Below are 18,141 nucleotides of genomic sequence, written 5' to 3'. Positions count from 1 at the left end.
GGTCATAGGCCCCGCTTTCAACCACAAACGCTTCGTGCGTCGCCCACAACACTCCAAGATCCACTGCGCGGGGCGGGGCTGCGGGACGGCGTGGCGCGGAGGCGCTGCGGGGCGGCGGGACGGCGTGGCGCGGAGGGCGGCGGGGCGGGGCGGCGGGGCGGCGGGGCGGAGGGGCGCGGAGGGGCGGCGGGGCGGCGGGACCGCGGTGGGGCGGCGCGCCCTGGAGAGGGTGGCGGGGCGCTGGGGGTGTCGGCTGGGAAGGTGCGGGAGAGCTACGGGAGGGTGGGTGCGCGGTTTCAGCTGATGATCAGGAGCGGACGATAGGGTGCGGCGGTGCGCACGAAGCAACAGCTGACCGAGGACATCCGGCGGGAACGTCGCGCGGCTCTCGTGGTCAACGCCCGCTCGCGGCGCGGCCGGCAGCTCTACGCCGACGCGCACGACCGGCTGGTGGCGGCCGGGTTCACGCTGCTGGGGGCGTTCGCAGTGGAACGCGACCTGGAACGGAGCCTGCGCGACGCGATCGACCTGGGGCCGGACCTGCTGGTCGCGGGCGGGGGTGACGGCACGATCAGTACGGCGGGCCGGATGCTGACGCACCGGGACATGGCGCTCGGGCTGCTGCCGCTGGGCACCACCAACAACTTCGCCCGGACCGTCGGCATCTCGCCCGATCTGGACACCGCGATCGCGACGATGACCGAGGGCGCGGTGATCGATGTGGACCTCGGGATCGCCGGTGACATGCCGTTCACCAACCACGTCGGTGTCGGGCTCTCCGCCGAAGTCATGATCAACGTGCCGAGCCGGTTGAAGCGGGCGCTGGGCCGGCTCGCGTACCCGATCACCGCTCTGGGTCTACTCGCCCGGCACCGGCCGCTGCGCGCCGTCGTGCGGGCCGGCGGCGACGAGATCGTTTTCAGTACGCACCAGGTCTACGTGGCGAACGGGGGCTTCCACGCCGGTCGCCCGATCACCGCGGACGCGCATGCCGACGACCGGTTGCTGGTCGCCTACCCGGTGGGTGGGTCGACGCGGCGCGAGCTGCTGCGTGAGACCGCCCGCAACGCGCTGACCGGGCACCGGCGGACGCTGCACGAGCGCCCGTTCCTGGCGGTCGGCGAACTGTGGCTGGAGACCGACCGGCCGGCTGCCGTCGAGGTGGACGGCGAGCCGTGCGGGCGGACGCCACTGCGGATCGCGCTGGACCCGAACGCGCTGCGGATCATGGCCCCGCCGGGAACGCCCGACCACTGACGGCAGCAGCCACCGGAAACGGCGAACGCCGGAGGCGGCGAACGCCGGAGGCGGCGCCCACGGGAGCGGCGAGCATCGGGACGGCAGGCATCGCGGCGGCGGACGCCGGAGCGGCCGGCGTCAGAAGGTGCAGGGACCGGGGGCGGCCGGCACCCCGGGCACAAGGCAGGCAGGGAAACGCCCCGGGAGATCGGCTCCCAGGGCGTTTCGGCAGGGTGAGGTGCGGCGCGGGGTCAGGCCGGGGTGGATGCCTTCTCGCCGGGCGCCTCACCGGCGGCGTCGGCGGCTGCGGCGGCTTCGGCCTCGGCGAGGATGCGGCGGTCCTCGTCGGCGTTCTTGCGGTACTGCTTGATGGCGTAGACCAGCGCCGCCGCCCAGGCCGCGTAGATCACGGCGTAGACCGTGTAGCGCACCGGGTCGGACGCGTCGATCCAGTCGCTGCGCAGCAGGGACCGGGTGTTGGTGAGGATGATCAGGCCACCGACGGCGGCGCCGAGCACCCGCGGCGGGATGTGCCGGACCAGCCAGGCCGCGATCGGCGCCGCGATGACGCCGCCGATCAGCAGGGCCGCCACCCAGCCGTAGTCGATGTTCTCGTCGCCCAGACCCCAGAGGAAGCCGAGGCTGGCGGCGACCGCGATCAGGAACTCGCTGGTGTCGATGGAGCCGATGGTCTTGCGCGGCTCGAGGCGGCCGCTGGCCAGGATCGCCGGGGTGCCGACCGGGCCCCAGCCTCCGCCCCCGGTGGCGTCGACGAAGCCGGCGACCAGGCCGAGCGGGCCGAGGAACCGCTTGCGCAGCGGCTTGCCGAGGTGCCCCTTGGGGAGTCCCTGGAAGGTGAAGCGGAGAAAGACGTAGAGGCCGAGGACCAGCAGGATGATCGCCATCAGCGGCGCCGCGGTCTCGGTGGAGAGGTTGGAGAGGAACGTCGCACCGGCGAAGGCGCCGACCGCGCCCGGGACACCGATCTTGGCGACGACCTTCCAGTCGACGTTGCCGAACTTCCAGTGCGAGAAGCCGGAGACCAGCGTGGTGCCGATCTCGGCGAGGTGCACGGTGGCCGACGCGGCGGCCGGGTTGGTGCCGACGGCGAGCAGCAGTGTGGTGGACGTCACACCGTATGCCATGCCCAGACTGCCGTCGACGAGCTGCGCACCGAGGCCGACGAGGGCCAGGAGGAGAAGTTTCTGCATGTCTCTACCGCCAGTGGTGGATGGGGTGGATACGTGCGGTTTCAGCCCAAGGCTGCATCGCCGACGTGGCCTGCATTTCCTATTTGTTAGATCGGAGATTAGTTGCTTGCGCCTCCGGCGGCAAGACGGCGTTTCGAGGAACACCGGCGATGGCAGGATGGCGGCATGGCTGATGCGGATGACGTACGCCGCCTCGCGCTGGCCCTGCCGGACGTGGTGGAGATCGACAGTGACGGCTTCGACTTCCGGGTCGGCAACAAGGGGTTCGTCTGGTCGTACCCGGAGCGCGTGCCGGGCAAGCCGCGTCGCCTCCGCACCGACATCGCCGTGCTCTACGTCGGCGACGAGGCCGAGAAGCAGGCACTGCTGCTCGGTGAGCCGGACCTCTTCTTCACCACATCGGGGTACGAGGGCCTGCCGCTGGTGATGCTCCGCCTGGCCAAGGTGACCGTCGCCCGGCTGGCGGAGTTGGTGACCGACGCCTACCGGATGCGGCTCCCGGCGGCCGACCTCGCCGAGTGACACCGGACATCGACGCGGTGGCTTGCCTGCGCCGCCGCAGTTTGATTAGGTTAGCCTCACCTTATCTGGGAAGGCTTTCATGTCACTGGAAGTGGACGGCGTCAAGAGCGCCGTGGAGATCACTGATCATGTGGATCTGGAGGCGCTCGCCGCGGTCTACCGGCGCGTGCACGCCGCGGATCTGCACCTCGTCGACCACAGTGAGCCCTCCGTGGAGGACAGGCTGCGGTGGACGGCCGAGGCGCCGGGCTTCGAGGCCGCGGTCGGTTATGTGGACGGGGAACTGGTCGGCACCGTGATGGGCTGCCCGCTGCCGCCGGAGACGCTCTGGTGGCGGGACCTGACCGACGCCACCGACCCGGACCTGGCGGTCGAGTGGGAGGGGCGCACGTTCGCGATCTGCGAGGCGTTCGTGCTGCCCGAGTACCGCCGCCACCGGCTCGGCGTCCGGATGGTCAACGACCTGCTGGAGCAGCGTTCCGAGGAGCGCGTGACACTGGCCGTCACGGAGACGAACACCCGGGTGTGGCACGCGCTGCAGCGGCTGAGCTTCCAGCACGTCGGTGACCTGGTGCCGTTCCCGGGGTGGCGCTCCCACCGGATGCTGGTCCGGGCGCTGCCGCTGAGCTCGTCGCGATAGAGCTGGCACACGAAGGGCGCAAGCTGACGAAGCGGGCGCCGGCTCCGATGAGCCGGCGCCCTTCCGCCGTGTCCGGGATGTCAGGGTTTCGCGGCGGCCGGGACGGCAGGCCTACGCCGTGCCCGGGACGTCAGACCTACGCCGTGCCCGGGATGTCAGGGCTTCGCGGCGGCCTTGCGGTAGGCGAGCAGGCCCAGCACCAGGCCCGCGAGGCCCGCGACCAGACCGGCGATCCCCCACGCGGTACCGCCACTGCCGCTGTCACTCTCCGCCGGGGCTGCCTCGGCGGCCGGGGCGGCGCTCGCCGCGGTCTCGGCGCCGGCGGCGGTGAGCTTGAGGACCGGCGCGGGCAGTTCCGGCTCGGTGCCGTCGGTGGTCGGTTCGTCGATCCAGCGGACGATGTTGCCGTCCGAGTACGTCTGGAGCGCCTTGAACACCATCTGCTCGGTCTGCGGCAGCGGCCCCATCGACACGTCGAACTCCTGGAACGTGCCCGCCTTGATCTCCGAGCCCTTCGCGGCGGTCCACGTGATCTTCGAGACGGCCTCGGTCATCTCGGCGCCGTGCACCTGCACCGGCGTGGTCAGCTTCGACTTCTCGGCCACCGCGGTCCAGCCCGGCACCGGCTTGATCGAGACGGACCCGACCGGGCTCTCCATCGGCAGGTTGATCTCGAGCTTCGTGGTGGACGCGGTGTCGCTCTCGTTGGGCACGCGGAACGAGACCTTGGCGTAGCCGCCCTGAGTGGCGTCGCCCGGGTTGACCGTCACGTGCGCGGCGGCCGGGACGGCGACACCGAGGACTACGGCGGCCGCGACGGCGGAGACGGCCACGGCACGGCGGAGGACTGCTTGCTTCATCAAGAGAGAACCTTTCCCGCCTTACGGCGGCGACGAGCGATGGGATCGGCGGCGGGGAAACAGGATCGCCGAGGGGCGAGGCGGCAGAGGGGGTGAGGGGTCGAAGCGGCGGAGGCGAGCTAGGGGGTCGAAGCGGCGGAAGGAATGCGGCGGGCGAAGCGGCAGAGGGGATGCGGCGGTCGAAGTAGCGGAAGGGATGCGGCCGTCGGGGAACTGCGGACCGGGCTAGGAGGCCGGCCGACGACGGCGGCGGACGATCACGAAGCCGGCGAGTGCGGCGAAGACCAGCACCGCGACACCGGCGAGCCAGCCCAGCGCCGACGACGACGAGTCGGACACCGGAGCGGCGTCGACAGCGGCCGGCGCCGCACCGGAGGCGACCGAGGAGGCGACGGCCTCGGACGAGGACGAGGACGAGGACGAGGACGACAAAGAGGACGGGGACGAGGCGGGCGCGGCGGCGGCCGGGTCTTCGACGGTGAACTTGTACGAGCCCTTCACCGTGTGCCCGTCCGTCGAGGCGACCTGGTAGGCGACCGTGAAGACCCCGTTACCGAGCGGCTCGTCGAACTCCACGACGCCGGTCCCGCCGTCCACCTCCGGGGCCGACGTGGCGACCTGCCGCTGGTCCGCGTCGCTGACCGTGATGACGGTCTTCGCCGGGTCGAGTTTCTGCAGGAACTTCAGTGTGACGCTCGCCGGCGCCTTCGCGAGTTCGGCGTTCTTGGCCGGTTTCGCGTCGGTCAGGGCGTTGTGCGCCCACGCCGGCACACCGGGCAGCAGCACCGCGAGCAGGGCGGCCACGGCAACCAGCAGGCGGGCCGGACCAGAGCGGCCCGGACCGGGGCGGACCGGACCGGAGCGGGCCGGGCGCGGCCGGCGGAGTCTTATGTCGTCCATGCGTCCTTCTCGGCGGGGGGGTGGGGCAGTTCATCTCAGCTTGATACAGGGCGGAGATGCCTCCGCCGTCGGGTCCGGTCCCCTGTTTGTCGCTGCCCGGGCCGCCGGAGTTCCCGGCGATTTTGCGAGTTTCAGAGAATCGTCCGCAGATCGAGGGTGTGCCAGACCGCGGCCTCCTGCGCGCCGGTCGACCACCAGAGCATGCCGTCCCGGCTCGCGGCCAGGTCGGCGGCCGTGGACAGGGTGACTGTGCGGCCGGCCTCGATGTCGTGCACGACCAGGCCGGCCGTGCCGGTGAGGTCGGTGTCCGGCCGCGGCTCGGAGAACACCTCGAACCGGTCCAGGACGGCGACGTCGTTGACCGCGGCCTGCGTGCCGGGGCCGGCGATCCGCCGCCGGTCGGTGCCGTCGGGGCGCATCAGGTCGATCCGGGCGAGCCCTTCGCCGGACATCACCATCACCCGGCACCAGGCCGGGCTGCACATGGTCCACTCGGCCGGGCCGGCTGTCACCCGCTGCTCCTGGCCGGTGTCCAGGTTGCGCAGCCGGATCGTGCCGGACTGCCCGCCCACGTCGTCGGTGAGCCAGGGCCACCCGGCGAGCGCCCACTGGCCGGCCTCGGCGCGGACCGTCACGGCGCCGCCGGTCAGCGGCACCGAGCGGATCTCGGTGCGCTTGTCGCCGTCACCGGCCGCCCAGTGCACCCGGCCGTCCGCCACGACCAGGTCGTGCTGGTTGCCGTAGAGCAGGATGTCGCCGGTGTCCGCGGTGAGCCGCCGCGGCCGGTCGTCGCCGGTCAGCCGGGCCGCCCAGATCTCGGTGCGGCCCTCGGCGGCGGTCTCGGTCCAGAGCAGGTCGTCGCCGGAGCGGGTGAGGTTGTCGAACCGCGCGTCCACCGGCAGCCGCCGCAGTTCCCGGTCCTTCAGCAGCAGCCGGACCTGCTTGCCGTCCGCCGTCTCGGCGGTGCCGGCGGGTGTCGTCGCGTCCAGGAAGAGCAGCGGCGTGAGGCCCAGGTCGCGCAGGTCGGCGCGGGCGGCCTGCGGCCACGCCTGGGCCAGGGCCTGACGGGCGGCGGTCACGGCGGGCGCCGGCGCCTGCTCCGGCAGGCCACCGGCGAGCAGCGCGACGGCGGCCAGCAGGGCGAGGGCCAGGCTGATCGGGCGGGTACGACTCACTCGTACTGCTGCTTCGGCGCGGTGATCGACTGCCACTGTTCGACCTCGAGGTAGGCGATGTCGGCCTGGTTGACCGGATCCGTCGTCCGCCGGGTGCTGTGCCGCCCGGTGACCTGCACCCAGGTGCCGGCGGGCACGTCGACGGCCGGGCCGCCGGTGAGCCCCACCTTGATCGGCCGGCCGTCGGCGGCGCAGCAGCTCACCACGATCCGGGCCAGCATCGGGGCGCCGTCCGGGCCGGTGGTGAGGAACCCGGTCAGCAGCAGCCGGCGCCCGGCCACGCTGCGCCCGTCGTCGTAGATCACCCGGGAGGCGTAGTCGAGCAGGCCGACCGGCACCGGGTCGCCCTCGGGCAGGGGCGCGTAGTCGGACTCGGCGGCCGCCGGCAGGGTGCCGGACTCCTGCGCGGTGTACGACCCGAGGGCCGGCGGCGCCACGAGCAGCAACCCGATCACGGGCAGCAGGAGCAGCCACCCGACGCGGGGTTCGCCATGCCCATGGTCGTGGACGCCGGAATCCCTTCTGCTGGGTGGGGAAGGGCGGTACTCGTACCACATCGTCATGACCGCCGCCGCCACCAGGACCGCGCCCGACACCAGGAGGAAGGGCCGCAGGCCCTCCTTCACGTAGCGCAGGTGGAGGTCGGTGGCCGACGCCTTGAGGATCGCACCGCCGAAGAGCAGCAGCACCACCGCCTGGGCCTGCCGGTTCACAGCAGCACCACCCCGGTGAGGCTGCCGACGAGCACCGCCAGCACGAACGTCGCCGGGGCGAACCGGATCGCGAAGCGCCGGCCGAGGACGCCGGTCTGCATGGCGATCAGTTTGAGGTCGACCATCGGGCCGACCACCAGGAAGACCAGCCGCGAGGTGAGCGAGAACTGGGACAGCGAGGCGGCGACGAAGGCGTCGGCCTCGCTGCAGATCGAGAGGAGTACGGCGAGCACGGCCAGCGCCAGCACGGAGAGCACCGGGTTGCCCGCCAGGGTCTGCAGCCACGCCTCCGGCACCAGCACGTTGATCGAGGCGGCAGCCGCGGCGCCGAGCACCAGGAAACCGCCGGCGTGCACCATGTCGTGCCGCACCGCGGACCAGAAGGCCAGGCCCTTCGACCCGCCGGCCTCCTGGTGCGGCAGCCGGATCCAGTCGGCGCGGCCCACCCGCAGCCACAGCCAGCCCATCAGGACCGCGACGACCAGGCTGGCCAGGCCCCGGGCGAGGACCATCTCCGGGTTGCCGGGGAACGCGACGGCGGTGGCGGTCAGCACGATCGGGTTGATCGCCGGGGAGGCGAGCAGGAACGCCAGGGCGGCGGCCGGGGTGACGCCGCGCCGGATCAGCGACCCGGCGACCGGCACGCTGCCGCACTCGCAGCCCGGCAGCGCCACACCGGCCAGGCCGGCTGCCGGCACCGCGAGCGCCGGGTGCCGGGGCAGCGCGCGGGCCCAGAACGAGCTGGGCACGAAGACCGCGATGACGGCCGAGAGCACCACGCCGAAGACCAGGAACGGCACGGCCTGGACGAGCACCGAGACGAAGACGGTGGTCCAGGTCTGCAGGCGGGCGCCGCCGGCCAGGCCGGCGAGGTGCCCGCGCAGGACGACCAGCAGGATCAGCAGCGCGGCGAGCACCTCGACCGATCCGATCCCCCGGTCGCGGCGCACCGGGGGATCGAGCGTCTGGGTGTCGGTCACCGTGCGAACCTACCGGCTGACCGCGCCCGGACGCGGATCACCGACCCGTTCGGGTGATCGTCTCACCGGCCCCGGGTCGGGGCCGGCCGATCCGGGGTCAGGGGCTGGCCGATCCGGGGTCAGGGGCTGGCCGGTCCGGGGTCAGGGGCTGGCCGCGAGGAAGAGGAACACGGCGAGCAGGCTCAGGTGCAGGCCGCCCTGCAGGATGTTGGCACGGCCGGGCACCACGGTCAGCGTGCCGACCACGAACGTCAGCACGAGCAGCACCATCTGGGTGCCGCCGAGCCCGAGCAGCAGCGGACCGGAGAGCCAGATCATCGCGATGGCGATGGCCGGGATGGTCAGCCCGATGCTGGCCATGGCCGAGCCGAGGGCCAGGTTGAGGCTGGTCTGCACCCGGTCGCGGGCCGCGGCGCGGACCGCCGCGATCGTCTCCGGCAGCAGCACCAGCAGGGCGATCACGACGCCGACGACGGAGTGCGGCAGCCCGGCGGACGCCACGCCCGACTCGATGGCCGGCGAGATCCCCTTGGCCAGGCCGACCACCGACACCAGCGCGATGAGCAGCAGTCCCAGGCTGATCAGGGCGGTCCGCGCGGACGGTGGCTCCAGGTGGTCCTCGCCGTCGATCACCTCGCCCGCGGTGGTGATCGGCATGAAGTAGTCCCGGTGACGCCGGGTCTGCACCGCCACGAACAGCAGGTACAGCCCGAGGGAGACGACCGCGGCGAAGGCGAGCTGCGCGGGCGAGAACTGCGGGCCGGGCCGGCTGGTGGTGAACGTGGGCAGCACCAGGCTCAGCGTGGCGATCGCCGCCACGGTCGCCAGCGCGCCTCCGGTACCCTCCGGGTTGAAGACCGCGATCCGCCTGCGCAGGGCGCTCACCAGCAGTGAGATGCCCATGATGCCGTTGACCGTGATCATCACGGCGGCGAAGACGGTGTCCCGGGCGAGGGACTGCGACTTCTCGCCACCGCTGATCATGAGGGTGACGATCAGCGCCACCTCGATCACGGTGACCGCGACCGCGAGGATCAGCGAACCGTACGGTTCACCGACCCGGTGCGCGACGACCTCGGCGTGGTGCACCGCGGCCAGCACGGCGCCGCCGAGCAGCAGCGCCACGATCACCACCACGGGCGGTGGCAGGTCGCGGCCCCACGTCAGCACGAGGGCGACCACCGAGAGAACGGGCAGGACGACGTTCCACTGGTACAGGATCTTCAGATTCATCGGGGTCAACTTTGCCGTAGCCGATCAGTTCTCGCCCGATGTTCCGGCCGTCCTGCGGTCGCTGTGGCCCAGGTCCCGGCCGGGCGCGACCCGATCCCGGACCATCCGTTTGAGGGCCGGGAGCTCGGGAAAACCGCCCTCGGCCTTACGCGACCACAGCGTCTCGCCGTCCAACCGGATCTCGAAGACGCCGCCGACGCCCGGCACCAGGACCACCTCGCCGAGGTCGGTGGTGAAGGTGGTGAGCAGTTCCTGCGCGGTCCAGGCGGCGCGCAGCAGCCAGCGGCACTGGGTGCAGTATTCGATTTCCAGGCGGGGTGTCGGCACGCGGACGAGTATGCCCCGTCCGGCATGATCATCCCGCGATGCGCTCCGCGAAGTTCGGCAGGCGGGGTGCGCGAGGCGAAGGAGACGGTGTGAGGCTCGGATGGATCGCCGCCGGCGCGGCGGCCCTGCTTGTCGGTTCCGGATGTTCGGGCCCGGCCGGTGACGACCCGGTCGAGGAGACGGTGCAGGCCGTGGTCGCCCGCGACTACGTGGCGCTCGGCGATTCCTACGCGGCCGGGCTCGGCGGGGGCGGCTACGTCGACACCAGCTGCCTGCAGAGCAAGGCGAACTCGTACCCGCAGCTCTGGATCGACGCCAAGGGCGCCGACGCGTTCGGCGAGACCGTCAACAACGCGTGCAGCGGCGCCCTGGTCGGCACCGTCACCAACCGCCAGCTCACCGCGCTGGACGAGCAGACCGGCTGGGTGACGCTGACCGTCGGCGGCAACGACGCCGGTTTCGTCGCCACCCTCCAGCAGTGCCTGCTCGGCTCCGACCAGACCTGCGCGGGCTCGGTGAAGACCGCGGTCGGCACGATGGGGTCGAACCTGCCGGGCTCGCTCGACGGCCTCTACACCGAGATCCGGGCCAAGGCGCCGAACGCCAAGGTGTACGTGCTCGGCTATCCCCACCTGGTCGCCGACCCGGGCAAGGGCGTGGCGTGCGACGCGCTGACGGACGGCCGCCGCAAGACCCTCAACGCGGCCTCGGACACCCTCTCCGAGACCATCTCGAAGACCGTCGCCGCGCACGATGGATTCACCTACGTCGATGTACGCAAGGCCTTCGCCGGCCACGAGGCGTGCACGAAGGAGCCGTGGATCCACGCGGTCGGCAACGACATCTCCGAGTCGTTCCACCCGAACGCGGACGGTTATGCGGCGTACGCGAAAGCCCTGCTCAGCGCGACCGGCTGAGAATAAACTGAGCGTTCGGTGAACACGGTCATCCAGATATTCCAATGCTTGTGGAACATTGGCGAGCTCACTGAGCGATCGGGCCGGGGCGGCGTGACGATCCAGGTGTGACCGAGACACTTGTGATCCTGACCCTCGTGGTCATCACCGCCCTCGGCTTCGACTTCACCAACGGGTTCCACGACACGGCGAACGCCATGGCGACGTCGATCGCCACCGGAGCCCTGCGGCCGAAGGTCGCCGTCCTGCTCTCCGCGGTGCTCAACCTCATCGGCGCGTTCCTCTCCATCGAGGTCGCGCTCACCGTGACCAACGCCGTCGTCAACATCCAGAACTCCGACGGCGCCCCCCGGCCCGAACTGCTCGCCGACGGCGGCACCGCCCTCCTGGTGATCGTGCTGACCGGCGTCGTCGGCGGCATCCTCTGGAACCTGCTCACCTGGCTGCTCGGCCTGCCGTCGAGCTCGTCGCACGCGCTGTTCGGCGGCCTGATCGGCGCCACCGTGGCCGGCCTCGGCTGGGCCGGCGTGAACTGGACCGGCGACGGCAGCAAACTCGACGGCGTCCTCGGCAAGGTCGTCCTGCCCGCGCTGATGTCACCGCTGATCGCCGGGGTGGTCGCCGCCGCCGGCACCTGGCTGATCTACCGGATCACCGTCGGGGTGGCGGCCCGCTTCACCGACAACGGCTTCCGGTGGGGACAGATCGGCAGCGCGTCCCTGGTCTCGCTGGCGCACGGCACCAACGACGCGCAGAAGACCATGGGTGTGATCACCCTTGCGCTGATCGCCGCCGGCGAGTGGTCCGACACCGAGGACATTCCCCTTTGGGTACGGGTGAGCTGCGCCCTCGCCATCGCCCTGGGCACCTACCTCGGTGGGTGGCGGATCATCCGTACGCTCGGCAAAGGTCTCGTGGAGATCGCGCCCCCGCAGGGTTTCGCCGCCGAGTCCGCCGCCGCCACCGTCATCCTGACCTCCAGCCACCTGGGGTTCGCCCTCTCCACCACCCAGGTCGCCACGGGCTCCATCCTCGGCAGCGGCGTCGGCCGGCCCGGCGCAACGGTCCGCTGGGCCGTCGCCGGCCGCATGGTCACCGCCTGGCTGATCACCCTGCCCGCGGCCGGCCTCACCGGCGCGCTGATGTGGTTCGGCGCCGACCTGATCGGCGGCGTGGCCGGCGCGGCCGCCGTGTTCGTGCTGATGCTGGCCGCCGCCGCGGTCATGTACCGGCTCTCCCGCCGGTCCCCGGTCGACCACCAGAACGTCAACGACGAGTGGCAGGACGCGCGCGAACCCGCCCGCGCCGCCGGCTGAAGGAGACACCCATGGGCAACCTGACCCTGGCCCTGGACAGCGCCTGGAAGATCCTGCTCGCCGGCCTGCTCCTCGGCGCCGGACTGCCGGCGGTCTTCGCGGTGGGGATCCGGTCGATGGCGTACGGCGCCGGCGGCGACGCCGAGGCCCACGCCACCGGAACCCCCGGACCGCGCCCGCACCCGGCCGGCCGGATCGGCGCGTACGCCTGCTTCGCCGTCGTCCTGCTCGCCGTCGCGCTGGGCATCACGTTCGTCGTGGCGACCGGGTTCGGCAAGGAACTCAGCTTCGAGCACATCTACCCCACCCTGACCGGCAAGGACTGACGCGATGGCGGAATCCCGTTCGCGCTTCCTGGCCCGCGCCCTCGAATGGCTGCGCGCCGGGTACCCGCAAGGCGTGCCCCGGCAGGACTACGTGGCGCTGCTCGGCCTGCTGCGCCGCAAACTCACCGAGGACGAGGTCCGGTCCATCGCCCGCGGCCTCGCCGCCGGCCAGGTCACCGAGCCGATCACCGGGCAGGACATCGAAGCGATGATCAGCAGTACGGTCCTGCAGGAGGCCACCCCGGAGGACGTGGTACGCGTCTCCGCGCACCTGGCGGCCGGCGGCTGGCCCCTCGCCGACCCGCCCGAGGCTTAACGCCGGGCTCACGGGCCGTTCGTGTGCCGGATGCCTCGGCGCGCTTCGATGAGCCGTGCACCACGCCAACCACTACTACGGGCACAGCCACGTCCTCGCCCGTTACTGCGGCTACGACGGCGCCGACCCGCCCCGGATACCCGGGTACCTGCAGCACGGCTGGAACATCGGCGACGGGCTGGCGCCCGACCACGAGTACGTGCCGGGCATCCCGTCGTTCGTCTGGAGCGAACGGACCCGGCAACGGGCCGCGTCGATGGGGCGCCGCCGGGTGTACGTCACCGGCGCGCCCCTGGCGTACCTGCTCACCATGGCACCGGCGGTCACCGGCCCCCGGGAGGGCACCATCTGGTACCCGTTCCACGGCTGGGAGGGTCAGCACGTCCAAGGCGACCACGACCGGCTGATCGACGACATCCGGGCCACCGAGCCGGGCCCGGTGACGGTCTGCCTCTACTGGCAGGAGTACCGCACCACCGCCGTACGCCGCCGCTACGAGCGCGCCGGCTTCCGGGTGATCTGCCACGGCTACCGGGGCGGCTGGTGGAAGGACCTCGACCCCGGCTTCCTCGATCGTCAGCTCGCCGAACTGCTGCGCCACCGGCGGGTCGCCTCCAACCGGCTGTGCAGCGCCGTGCTCTACGGCGCCCTCGCCGGCTGCGAACCGGCCGTCTACGGCGACCCGATGCAACTGCGCGACGAACGCGACCTGTTCGGCGGCCGCCCCCGGATCCGCCGGCAGTGGGCCGCGCTGCACGGCGCCCAGGTCGACCCCGCCGTGGCCCGGGCCGTGGCCGCCGACGAACTCGGCGCCGACCGATTGCTCACGCCCGCCGAACTGCGCGCCCTGTTCCACTGGTCCCCCGCCCAGTCCTCAGCCCAGTCCCCCGCCCGGCCGCTCGCCTCGTCCCCTGCCGTCGTGGAGGCTGCCTCATGACCCCGCACCCGCCGCGGCCGCCGCATCTGCTCGGGGGTGAGATGCCGCACTGGTCCGACCCCGCGCCCACCGGCGGGCCCGCCCTGACGTCGCTGACCTCGTTCGTGCGGGGACACACCCTGATCGCCGGCCCGCACGACCCGGCCCTCATCGACGCCGTCCCCGCCGAACGGATCACCGTGCTGGTCCGCGGCGTACCGGACGCCGAAACCCTGGCCACCCGCTACGCCACCCGCCCCGGCGTCGAGGTGTGGTGCGGCAGCGTGTCGAAGCTGGCTGCCGTCCCGGCGTTCGACACGGTGCTCGCCCTCGACGGCCCCGAACGCGTGAGCTCCACCGAGGACGTCGGCCTGACCTGGGAGGACAGGTTCGCCGCGCTGGTCGGTGTGCTGCGGCCCGGCGGGCGGTTGCTGCTCGGCTGCCAGAACCCGGCCGGCCTGCATCGGTTGCTCGCCCTCGCGCCCGATGACTCCGACGGTGAATGGGCGCCGCCGCTCGGCGACGACCCGACGCGTCCTGCTGGGCTGGCAGCCCTGCGTGAGCGGCTCGCTGCCGGCGGTCTCGAGGTGCTGCGGGCGTACGCGGCCTTCCCGGCACCGCGCTCACCCGGGACCCTGATCAGCACCGCGGCGCTGTCCGACCCGGAGCTGCACGGGTTCCTGGCGGGCGTCCTGCGGCGTACGTGGCCGACGGCGGTGCCGGTGCTGGCGGATCCGCAGCCGATGGGCGTACACCTGCTCAGGAGCGACCTGGCCACCCACCTCGCTCCCGCCTGGTTCCTCCTGGCCACCAGCACCGCCCCGCCCGCCGCCGTGCCCGCCGCCCTGCCCGCCACCGCACCCGCCGCCCTGCCCGCCACCGCACCCGCCGCCCTGCCCGCCACCGCACCCGCCGCCATGCCCGCCGCCGCACCCGCCGCCGCACCCACCGTCCCGGCCGCCGCCGCACCCACCGCCCTGCCCACCGCCGCGCCCACCGCACCCACCGCCCCGGCCGCCGCCGCACCCGCCGCACCCGCCGCCCTTCTTGCCGCTTCGGCCGACGCCGGGGGCGTCGAGTTGCCCGAGGCTGTGCTCGCATCCGCCTCCGGCGACGTCCGCCACCTGGAGCGGGCCACAACCGGCTGGCTGCTGCGGCCGGCCGCCCCCTCCCCCAGTGCCGTCACCTCGCCGCCGTTCGCGGTGCCGGCGGGACGCAACCTGCTGGAGATCCTGCTGGTCGCGGCGCGGGCGCACGACCTGCCCGGAATGCGGGCGCTGCTCGCCGGATGGCAGGGCGGTGAGCACGCCGGCACCGACGCCGACGCGATCGTCGTGGACGGAGACGGGCGGTTGCACGCGGCCGGACCCGGCGGGGACGATCCCGCGGCGGCGCTGCGGCGTTTCGCGGACGCCGCGCCGATGGACCTCGCCGAACTCATCGGCGCCATGGCCGGCGTCGCCCCGGCAGCACCACAGTCCGCCGACCGGCCCGGCATCGCCGCCTTCCGCGAGGTCGCGGCGGACCGCGACCGTCTGGCGCGGGAACTGGGCGAGGCGCGGGCACAGTCCGAGTGGTACGAGCAGAGGCTGTCCACCCGCGACGCCGAACTGACCCGGGCCTACCGCATCATCTCCCTGCTCAAGGGCACCGTCCCCGGTCGCGCGGCCACCGCCGTACGAGGCGCGCTGCGCACCGGCAAACGAGCCGCCCGGACGGCCCTGCACCAACTCCGCAAACCCTGACCCGCCGCCCACCGGCACGCAGACCCCCGGGCTCCGCTGACACTGGTCTCGACCGGCCTCCGTGGAGTCCGGACCGTCGAAACGGGGTGATGCCCGAGGGCCTGGGCGTCATGTGTGGAGTTCCGAGGACGCTATGGCCCGGCTGTCACGAGCGGCTGCTGCGCCGGCGACGAAACAACCCTGGGTGACAGCCGGGCAGCAAGAACGACCCTGGGTGACAGCCGGACGGCATGAACAACCGTGGATGACAGCCGAGCCACAGCTGTCACTAGCGGCTGCTGCGCCGGCCACGAAACAACCTTGGGTGACAGCCGGACTGCAGGAACAACCGTGGGTGACAGCCGGGCAGCGGCTGTCACCCACGGCTGCTGTGCGCCCGGCAAAGCAACCCCCAGTGACAGCCGAGCCACAGCTGTCACTAGCGGCTGCTATACCGGCGACGAAACAACCCTGGATGACAGCCGGACGGCATGAACAACCGTGGGTGACAGCTGGGCGGCAGGGCGGCCGGGCGCGGACGGGCGGGGCGAGGTCGGCTGTGACGGGCGGTCGTTGTGCGGGTGGCGCAGCCGTGGGTGACAGCCGGGCGGGAAAGGGCAGCCGGGCGGGAAAGGGCAGCCGGGCGGGGAGGCGCAGCCGGGCGCGAAGGGGCGGCCGGGCCGGCGACGGGCGTGGTGCGGGCGTGGTGCGGGGAGCGGGTGGTCAGCGGGCCGGGACGGGTGGGTGGGCGGCCGCTTCGTCGTACAGGTGCTCGAGTTTTCTGGTTTGTTCTCGCAGGTCGAAGGCGGCCGCCACCCGCCGGCGGCCCTGGGCGCCGAGTTTGTGGCGCAGGGAGGCGTCGCCGAGCAGGCGGGTCATGGCGGCGGCCAGGGCGGTGGGGTCGGCTTCGGGGCAGAGGAGGCCGGTTTCGTGGTGGATGACGGCTTCGGGGATGCCGCTGTGGTGGGTGGCCACCACCGGCAGGCCCAGGGCGGCGGCCTCGAGGATGGTGGTGGGCAGGCCTTCGGTGTCGCCGTCGGGGGCGGTCTTGGACGGGGCCACCAGCATTCTCGCCTCGGCCAGGTGGCGCTGCACCACGTCGGGTGGCTGGCTGCCGAGGAAGGTGGCGTCGAGGCGCAGCTGTCCGGCCCGGGCGCGCATCGCGGTCTCCAGCGGGCCGTCGCCGATGAACAGGGCTCGGGGGCGCGGGGAGTGCATGGTGGCGAGCGCGGTGAGCAGGTCGTCCACGCCTTTCTTGGGCACCAGGCGGCCGACGAAGATGACGTCCCAGCGTTTTGGCACCGCCGGGAGGGCCGGTGGCAGGGGGACGCCCGTGTGGTGCACGCGCACCTTCGCCGGGTCGGCGCCGCGCGCCACGGCCCGGTCGCGGATCACTTCGGAGACCGCGACGATCAGGGTGGCGCGGCGGAACACGGTGTGCAGGTTCCGGCGGTAGCGCAGGCCGTGCACCCCGGGGGCTTCGGGCTGACGGGTGACGTCGTGGCCGTGCACGGTGACGACCAGGGGTACGCCGGCCCGCCGTGCCGCGCCACTGACCAGCCAGCCGTCGCCGCCGAAGTGGGCGTGCACCAGGTCGGGCCGCTGATCGGCGAGGGCCCGGTCGAGCCGGGGTGAGCTGCCGGTCAGCCGCAGCCGCAGGAAGGAGCGCCGGTCGCCGCCGAAGACGATCACGTCGTCGGCGCGGGCCAGCGGTGAGCCGGTGCGGGTGGCGCCCAGATAGGTCGGCCGCCACCGGGTCAGCGCGTCGCCCTGCCCGCGGACGAACGTCTCGGACCCGGCGAGCAGGGCGCTGCGCCAGATGACGACGCGCGGGCCGGCGGTCTCAGGTGGCATTCTGCGACGCCCGGCGGCTCACCACGAGGTCACGGACCCGGTGCCGCAGCGACGGCGGCAGCGCCCAGATCTGCGCGTGGGTCAGGTAGTCGAGCGCGCCGGGACGGCCGTTGCCCCGGGCTTCGGCGAGCAGCTCGCGGAACAGCCGGGCGTCGCGGGTGGGCGCGGCCATGGAGCTGAGGACGCTGAGGGCGAAGGCGGCGTACGCCCGGGGCGTGAACAGGTCCCGGTTGGTCCGCAGCCATTCCAGCTGCTGCTCGTAAGGCATTTCGAGGCTGATCCGGTGCCGGTCCTCGTCCTGGTGCCACAGCACCAGCGGTTCCGGCGCGTAGATCAGTTCGACGCCGTCCTCACGGACCGCCCGCAGCGTCCAGTCGAGTTCCTGCTGGCGGCGCAGACCGACGGTGAACGGCACCGCGCGCATCAGCGTGGCCGGCGCCATGATCGTGGAGGTCTGGATGAAGCCGTCGCCGTAGAACAGGCCGCGGCGCACGGTGAAGTACTCGCTGAGCGGCTCCCCGGCGGCCGGCAGCCGGCGCGGCATGATCGAGTCGGCGCGCGGGGTGCGGTTGATCAGGCGGCTCGCGACGACGGGGTACGGGACACCGGACGCCGCCGCCAGCCCCAGCTGAGTGGAGATCTTGGCGGGCAGCCATTCGTCGTCGTCGTCCAGGTAGGCGACGAAGCGGCCCCGGGCCTCCCGGGCGCCGACGTTGCGGGCGTGCGGGGCGCGGCCGCGTTCCGGCAGCACCACGACGCGCAGCCGCGGGTCGCCGATGCGGGCCAGTTCCGTGACGGTGGCGTCGTCCGGTCCGTCGACGACCACGATCACTTCGAGGTCACGGTGGGTCTGTGTCAGGGCGGAGGTGACGGCGCGGGCGGCGAGTTGCGGTCGGTTGCACGTCGGGACGACGACGCTGACATCCGGCTCGGAGGACATGAGGCCCGACGCTAGGTGCGGCAGGCGAGGGC

Annotated in this window: 19 protein-coding genes; 9 read left to right on the top strand and 10 right to left on the bottom strand. The window is 72.8% G+C overall.

Features of this window, described 5'->3' with window-relative positions; genetic code table 11:
- Positions 1-333: 333 nt before the first annotated feature.
- A complete protein-coding gene (locus tag LPA41_RS39315) occupies positions 334-1,257 on the top strand; it encodes a diacylglycerol kinase family protein (protein ID WP_229076585.1) in 924 nt (307 codons plus the stop codon).
- A gap of 233 nt (positions 1,258-1,490) precedes the next feature.
- Here the strand turns inward: LPA41_RS39315 and LPA41_RS39310 are convergent, their stop codons facing one another.
- Entirely contained in the window at positions 1,491-2,450 is a 960-nt protein-coding gene (locus tag LPA41_RS39310; protein WP_229076584.1) for a sulfite exporter TauE/SafE family protein, read from the bottom strand.
- A gap of 165 nt (positions 2,451-2,615) precedes the next feature.
- On the opposite strand from LPA41_RS39310, the gene LPA41_RS39305 reads away from it, so the two are divergent.
- The gene (locus LPA41_RS39305) at positions 2,616-2,972 is read left to right on the top strand and encodes an MmcQ/YjbR family DNA-binding protein (RefSeq protein WP_229076583.1); all 357 of its coding nucleotides are present in this window, start codon (positions 2,616-2,618) and stop codon (positions 2,970-2,972) included.
- Between the two features lie 79 nt (positions 2,973-3,051).
- On the top strand, positions 3,052-3,612 hold the full coding sequence (locus LPA41_RS39300) for a GNAT family N-acetyltransferase (protein WP_229076582.1): 561 nt from the start codon (positions 3,052-3,054) through the stop codon (positions 3,610-3,612).
- Positions 3,613-3,767: 155 nt separating this feature from the next.
- Here LPA41_RS39300 and LPA41_RS39295 read toward each other — a convergent pair whose 3' ends face one another.
- The 7 genes from LPA41_RS39295 to LPA41_RS39265 all read right to left on the bottom strand — a co-directional run bounded on the left by LPA41_RS39295 (position 3,768) and on the right by LPA41_RS39265 (position 9,800).
- Positions 3,768-4,472, bottom strand: a complete 705-nt coding sequence (locus LPA41_RS39295; protein WP_229076581.1) for a YcnI family protein — start codon at positions 4,470-4,472, stop codon at positions 3,768-3,770.
- Between the two features lie 225 nt (positions 4,473-4,697).
- Positions 4,698-5,372 carry a copper resistance protein CopC gene (locus tag LPA41_RS39290; protein WP_229076580.1) on the bottom strand — a complete coding sequence of 225 codons (675 nt, stop codon included), beginning with the start codon at positions 5,370-5,372 and terminating at the stop codon, positions 4,698-4,700.
- Between the two features lie 131 nt (positions 5,373-5,503).
- Positions 5,504-6,547, bottom strand: coding sequence for a hypothetical protein (locus LPA41_RS39285; RefSeq protein ID WP_229076579.1), 1,044 nt, complete (start codon positions 6,545-6,547; stop codon positions 5,504-5,506).
- On the bottom strand, positions 6,544-7,260 hold the full coding sequence (locus LPA41_RS39280) for a TIGR03943 family protein (protein WP_229076578.1): 717 nt from the start codon (positions 7,258-7,260) through the stop codon (positions 6,544-6,546). The genes LPA41_RS39285 and LPA41_RS39280 overlap by 4 nt, the downstream gene beginning before the upstream one ends.
- Positions 7,257-8,240: a permease gene (locus tag LPA41_RS39275; RefSeq protein ID WP_229076577.1), complete on the bottom strand. Its 984-nt coding sequence runs from the start codon at positions 8,238-8,240 to the stop codon at positions 7,257-7,259. Before LPA41_RS39275 ends, LPA41_RS39280 begins: the two co-directional genes overlap by 4 nt.
- 141 nt (positions 8,241-8,381) lie before the next feature.
- Positions 8,382-9,473 (bottom strand): calcium:proton antiporter, encoded by a 1,092-nt coding sequence (locus tag LPA41_RS39270; RefSeq protein ID WP_229076576.1) that lies wholly within the window; start codon positions 9,471-9,473, stop codon positions 8,382-8,384.
- 24 nt (positions 9,474-9,497) lie between these two features.
- On the bottom strand, positions 9,498-9,800 hold the full coding sequence (locus tag LPA41_RS39265; protein WP_229076575.1) for a SelT/SelW/SelH family protein: 303 nt from the start codon (positions 9,798-9,800) through the stop codon (positions 9,498-9,500).
- Positions 9,801-9,889: 89 nt separating this feature from the next.
- Between LPA41_RS39265 and LPA41_RS39260 the strand changes: the two genes are divergently transcribed.
- From LPA41_RS39260 to LPA41_RS39235, 6 genes are all read left to right on the top strand, one after another.
- Positions 9,890-10,717, top strand: coding sequence for an SGNH/GDSL hydrolase family protein (locus tag LPA41_RS39260; protein ID WP_229076574.1), 828 nt, complete (start codon positions 9,890-9,892; stop codon positions 10,715-10,717).
- A 107-nt stretch (positions 10,718-10,824) separates the two neighbouring features.
- Positions 10,825-12,033, top strand: coding sequence for an inorganic phosphate transporter (locus tag LPA41_RS39255; protein ID WP_229076573.1), 1,209 nt, complete (start codon positions 10,825-10,827; stop codon positions 12,031-12,033).
- Between the two features lie 11 nt (positions 12,034-12,044).
- Entirely contained in the window at positions 12,045-12,359 is a 315-nt protein-coding gene (locus tag LPA41_RS39250) for a hypothetical protein (RefSeq protein WP_229076572.1), read from the top strand.
- A gap of 4 nt (positions 12,360-12,363) precedes the next feature.
- Positions 12,364-12,675, top strand: coding sequence for a DUF3349 domain-containing protein (locus LPA41_RS39245; protein WP_229076571.1), 312 nt, complete (start codon positions 12,364-12,366; stop codon positions 12,673-12,675).
- A gap of 55 nt (positions 12,676-12,730) precedes the next feature.
- A complete protein-coding gene (locus LPA41_RS39240; protein WP_229076570.1) occupies positions 12,731-13,612 on the top strand; it encodes a hypothetical protein in 882 nt (293 codons plus the stop codon).
- Entirely contained in the window at positions 13,609-15,336 is a 1,728-nt protein-coding gene (locus LPA41_RS39235) for a hypothetical protein (RefSeq protein ID WP_229076587.1), read from the top strand. Before LPA41_RS39240 ends, LPA41_RS39235 begins: the two co-directional genes overlap by 4 nt.
- 702 nt (positions 15,337-16,038) lie before the next feature.
- Here the strand turns inward: LPA41_RS39235 and LPA41_RS39230 are convergent.
- Entirely contained in the window at positions 16,039-17,169 is a 1,131-nt protein-coding gene (locus LPA41_RS39230; protein WP_229076569.1) for a glycosyltransferase, read from the bottom strand.
- The gene (locus LPA41_RS39225; RefSeq protein WP_229076568.1) at positions 17,159-18,109 is read right to left on the bottom strand and encodes a glycosyltransferase family 2 protein; all 951 of its coding nucleotides are present in this window, start codon (positions 18,107-18,109) and stop codon (positions 17,159-17,161) included. Before LPA41_RS39225 ends, LPA41_RS39230 begins: the two co-directional genes overlap by 11 nt.
- Positions 18,110-18,141: the final 32 nt, after the last annotated feature.

Source organism: Actinoplanes sp. DH11, assembly GCF_020873875.1.
Lineage (GTDB): Bacteria > Actinomycetota > Actinomycetes > Mycobacteriales > Micromonosporaceae > Actinoplanes.
This window is presented reverse-complemented; position numbering and strand designations above follow the sequence as displayed.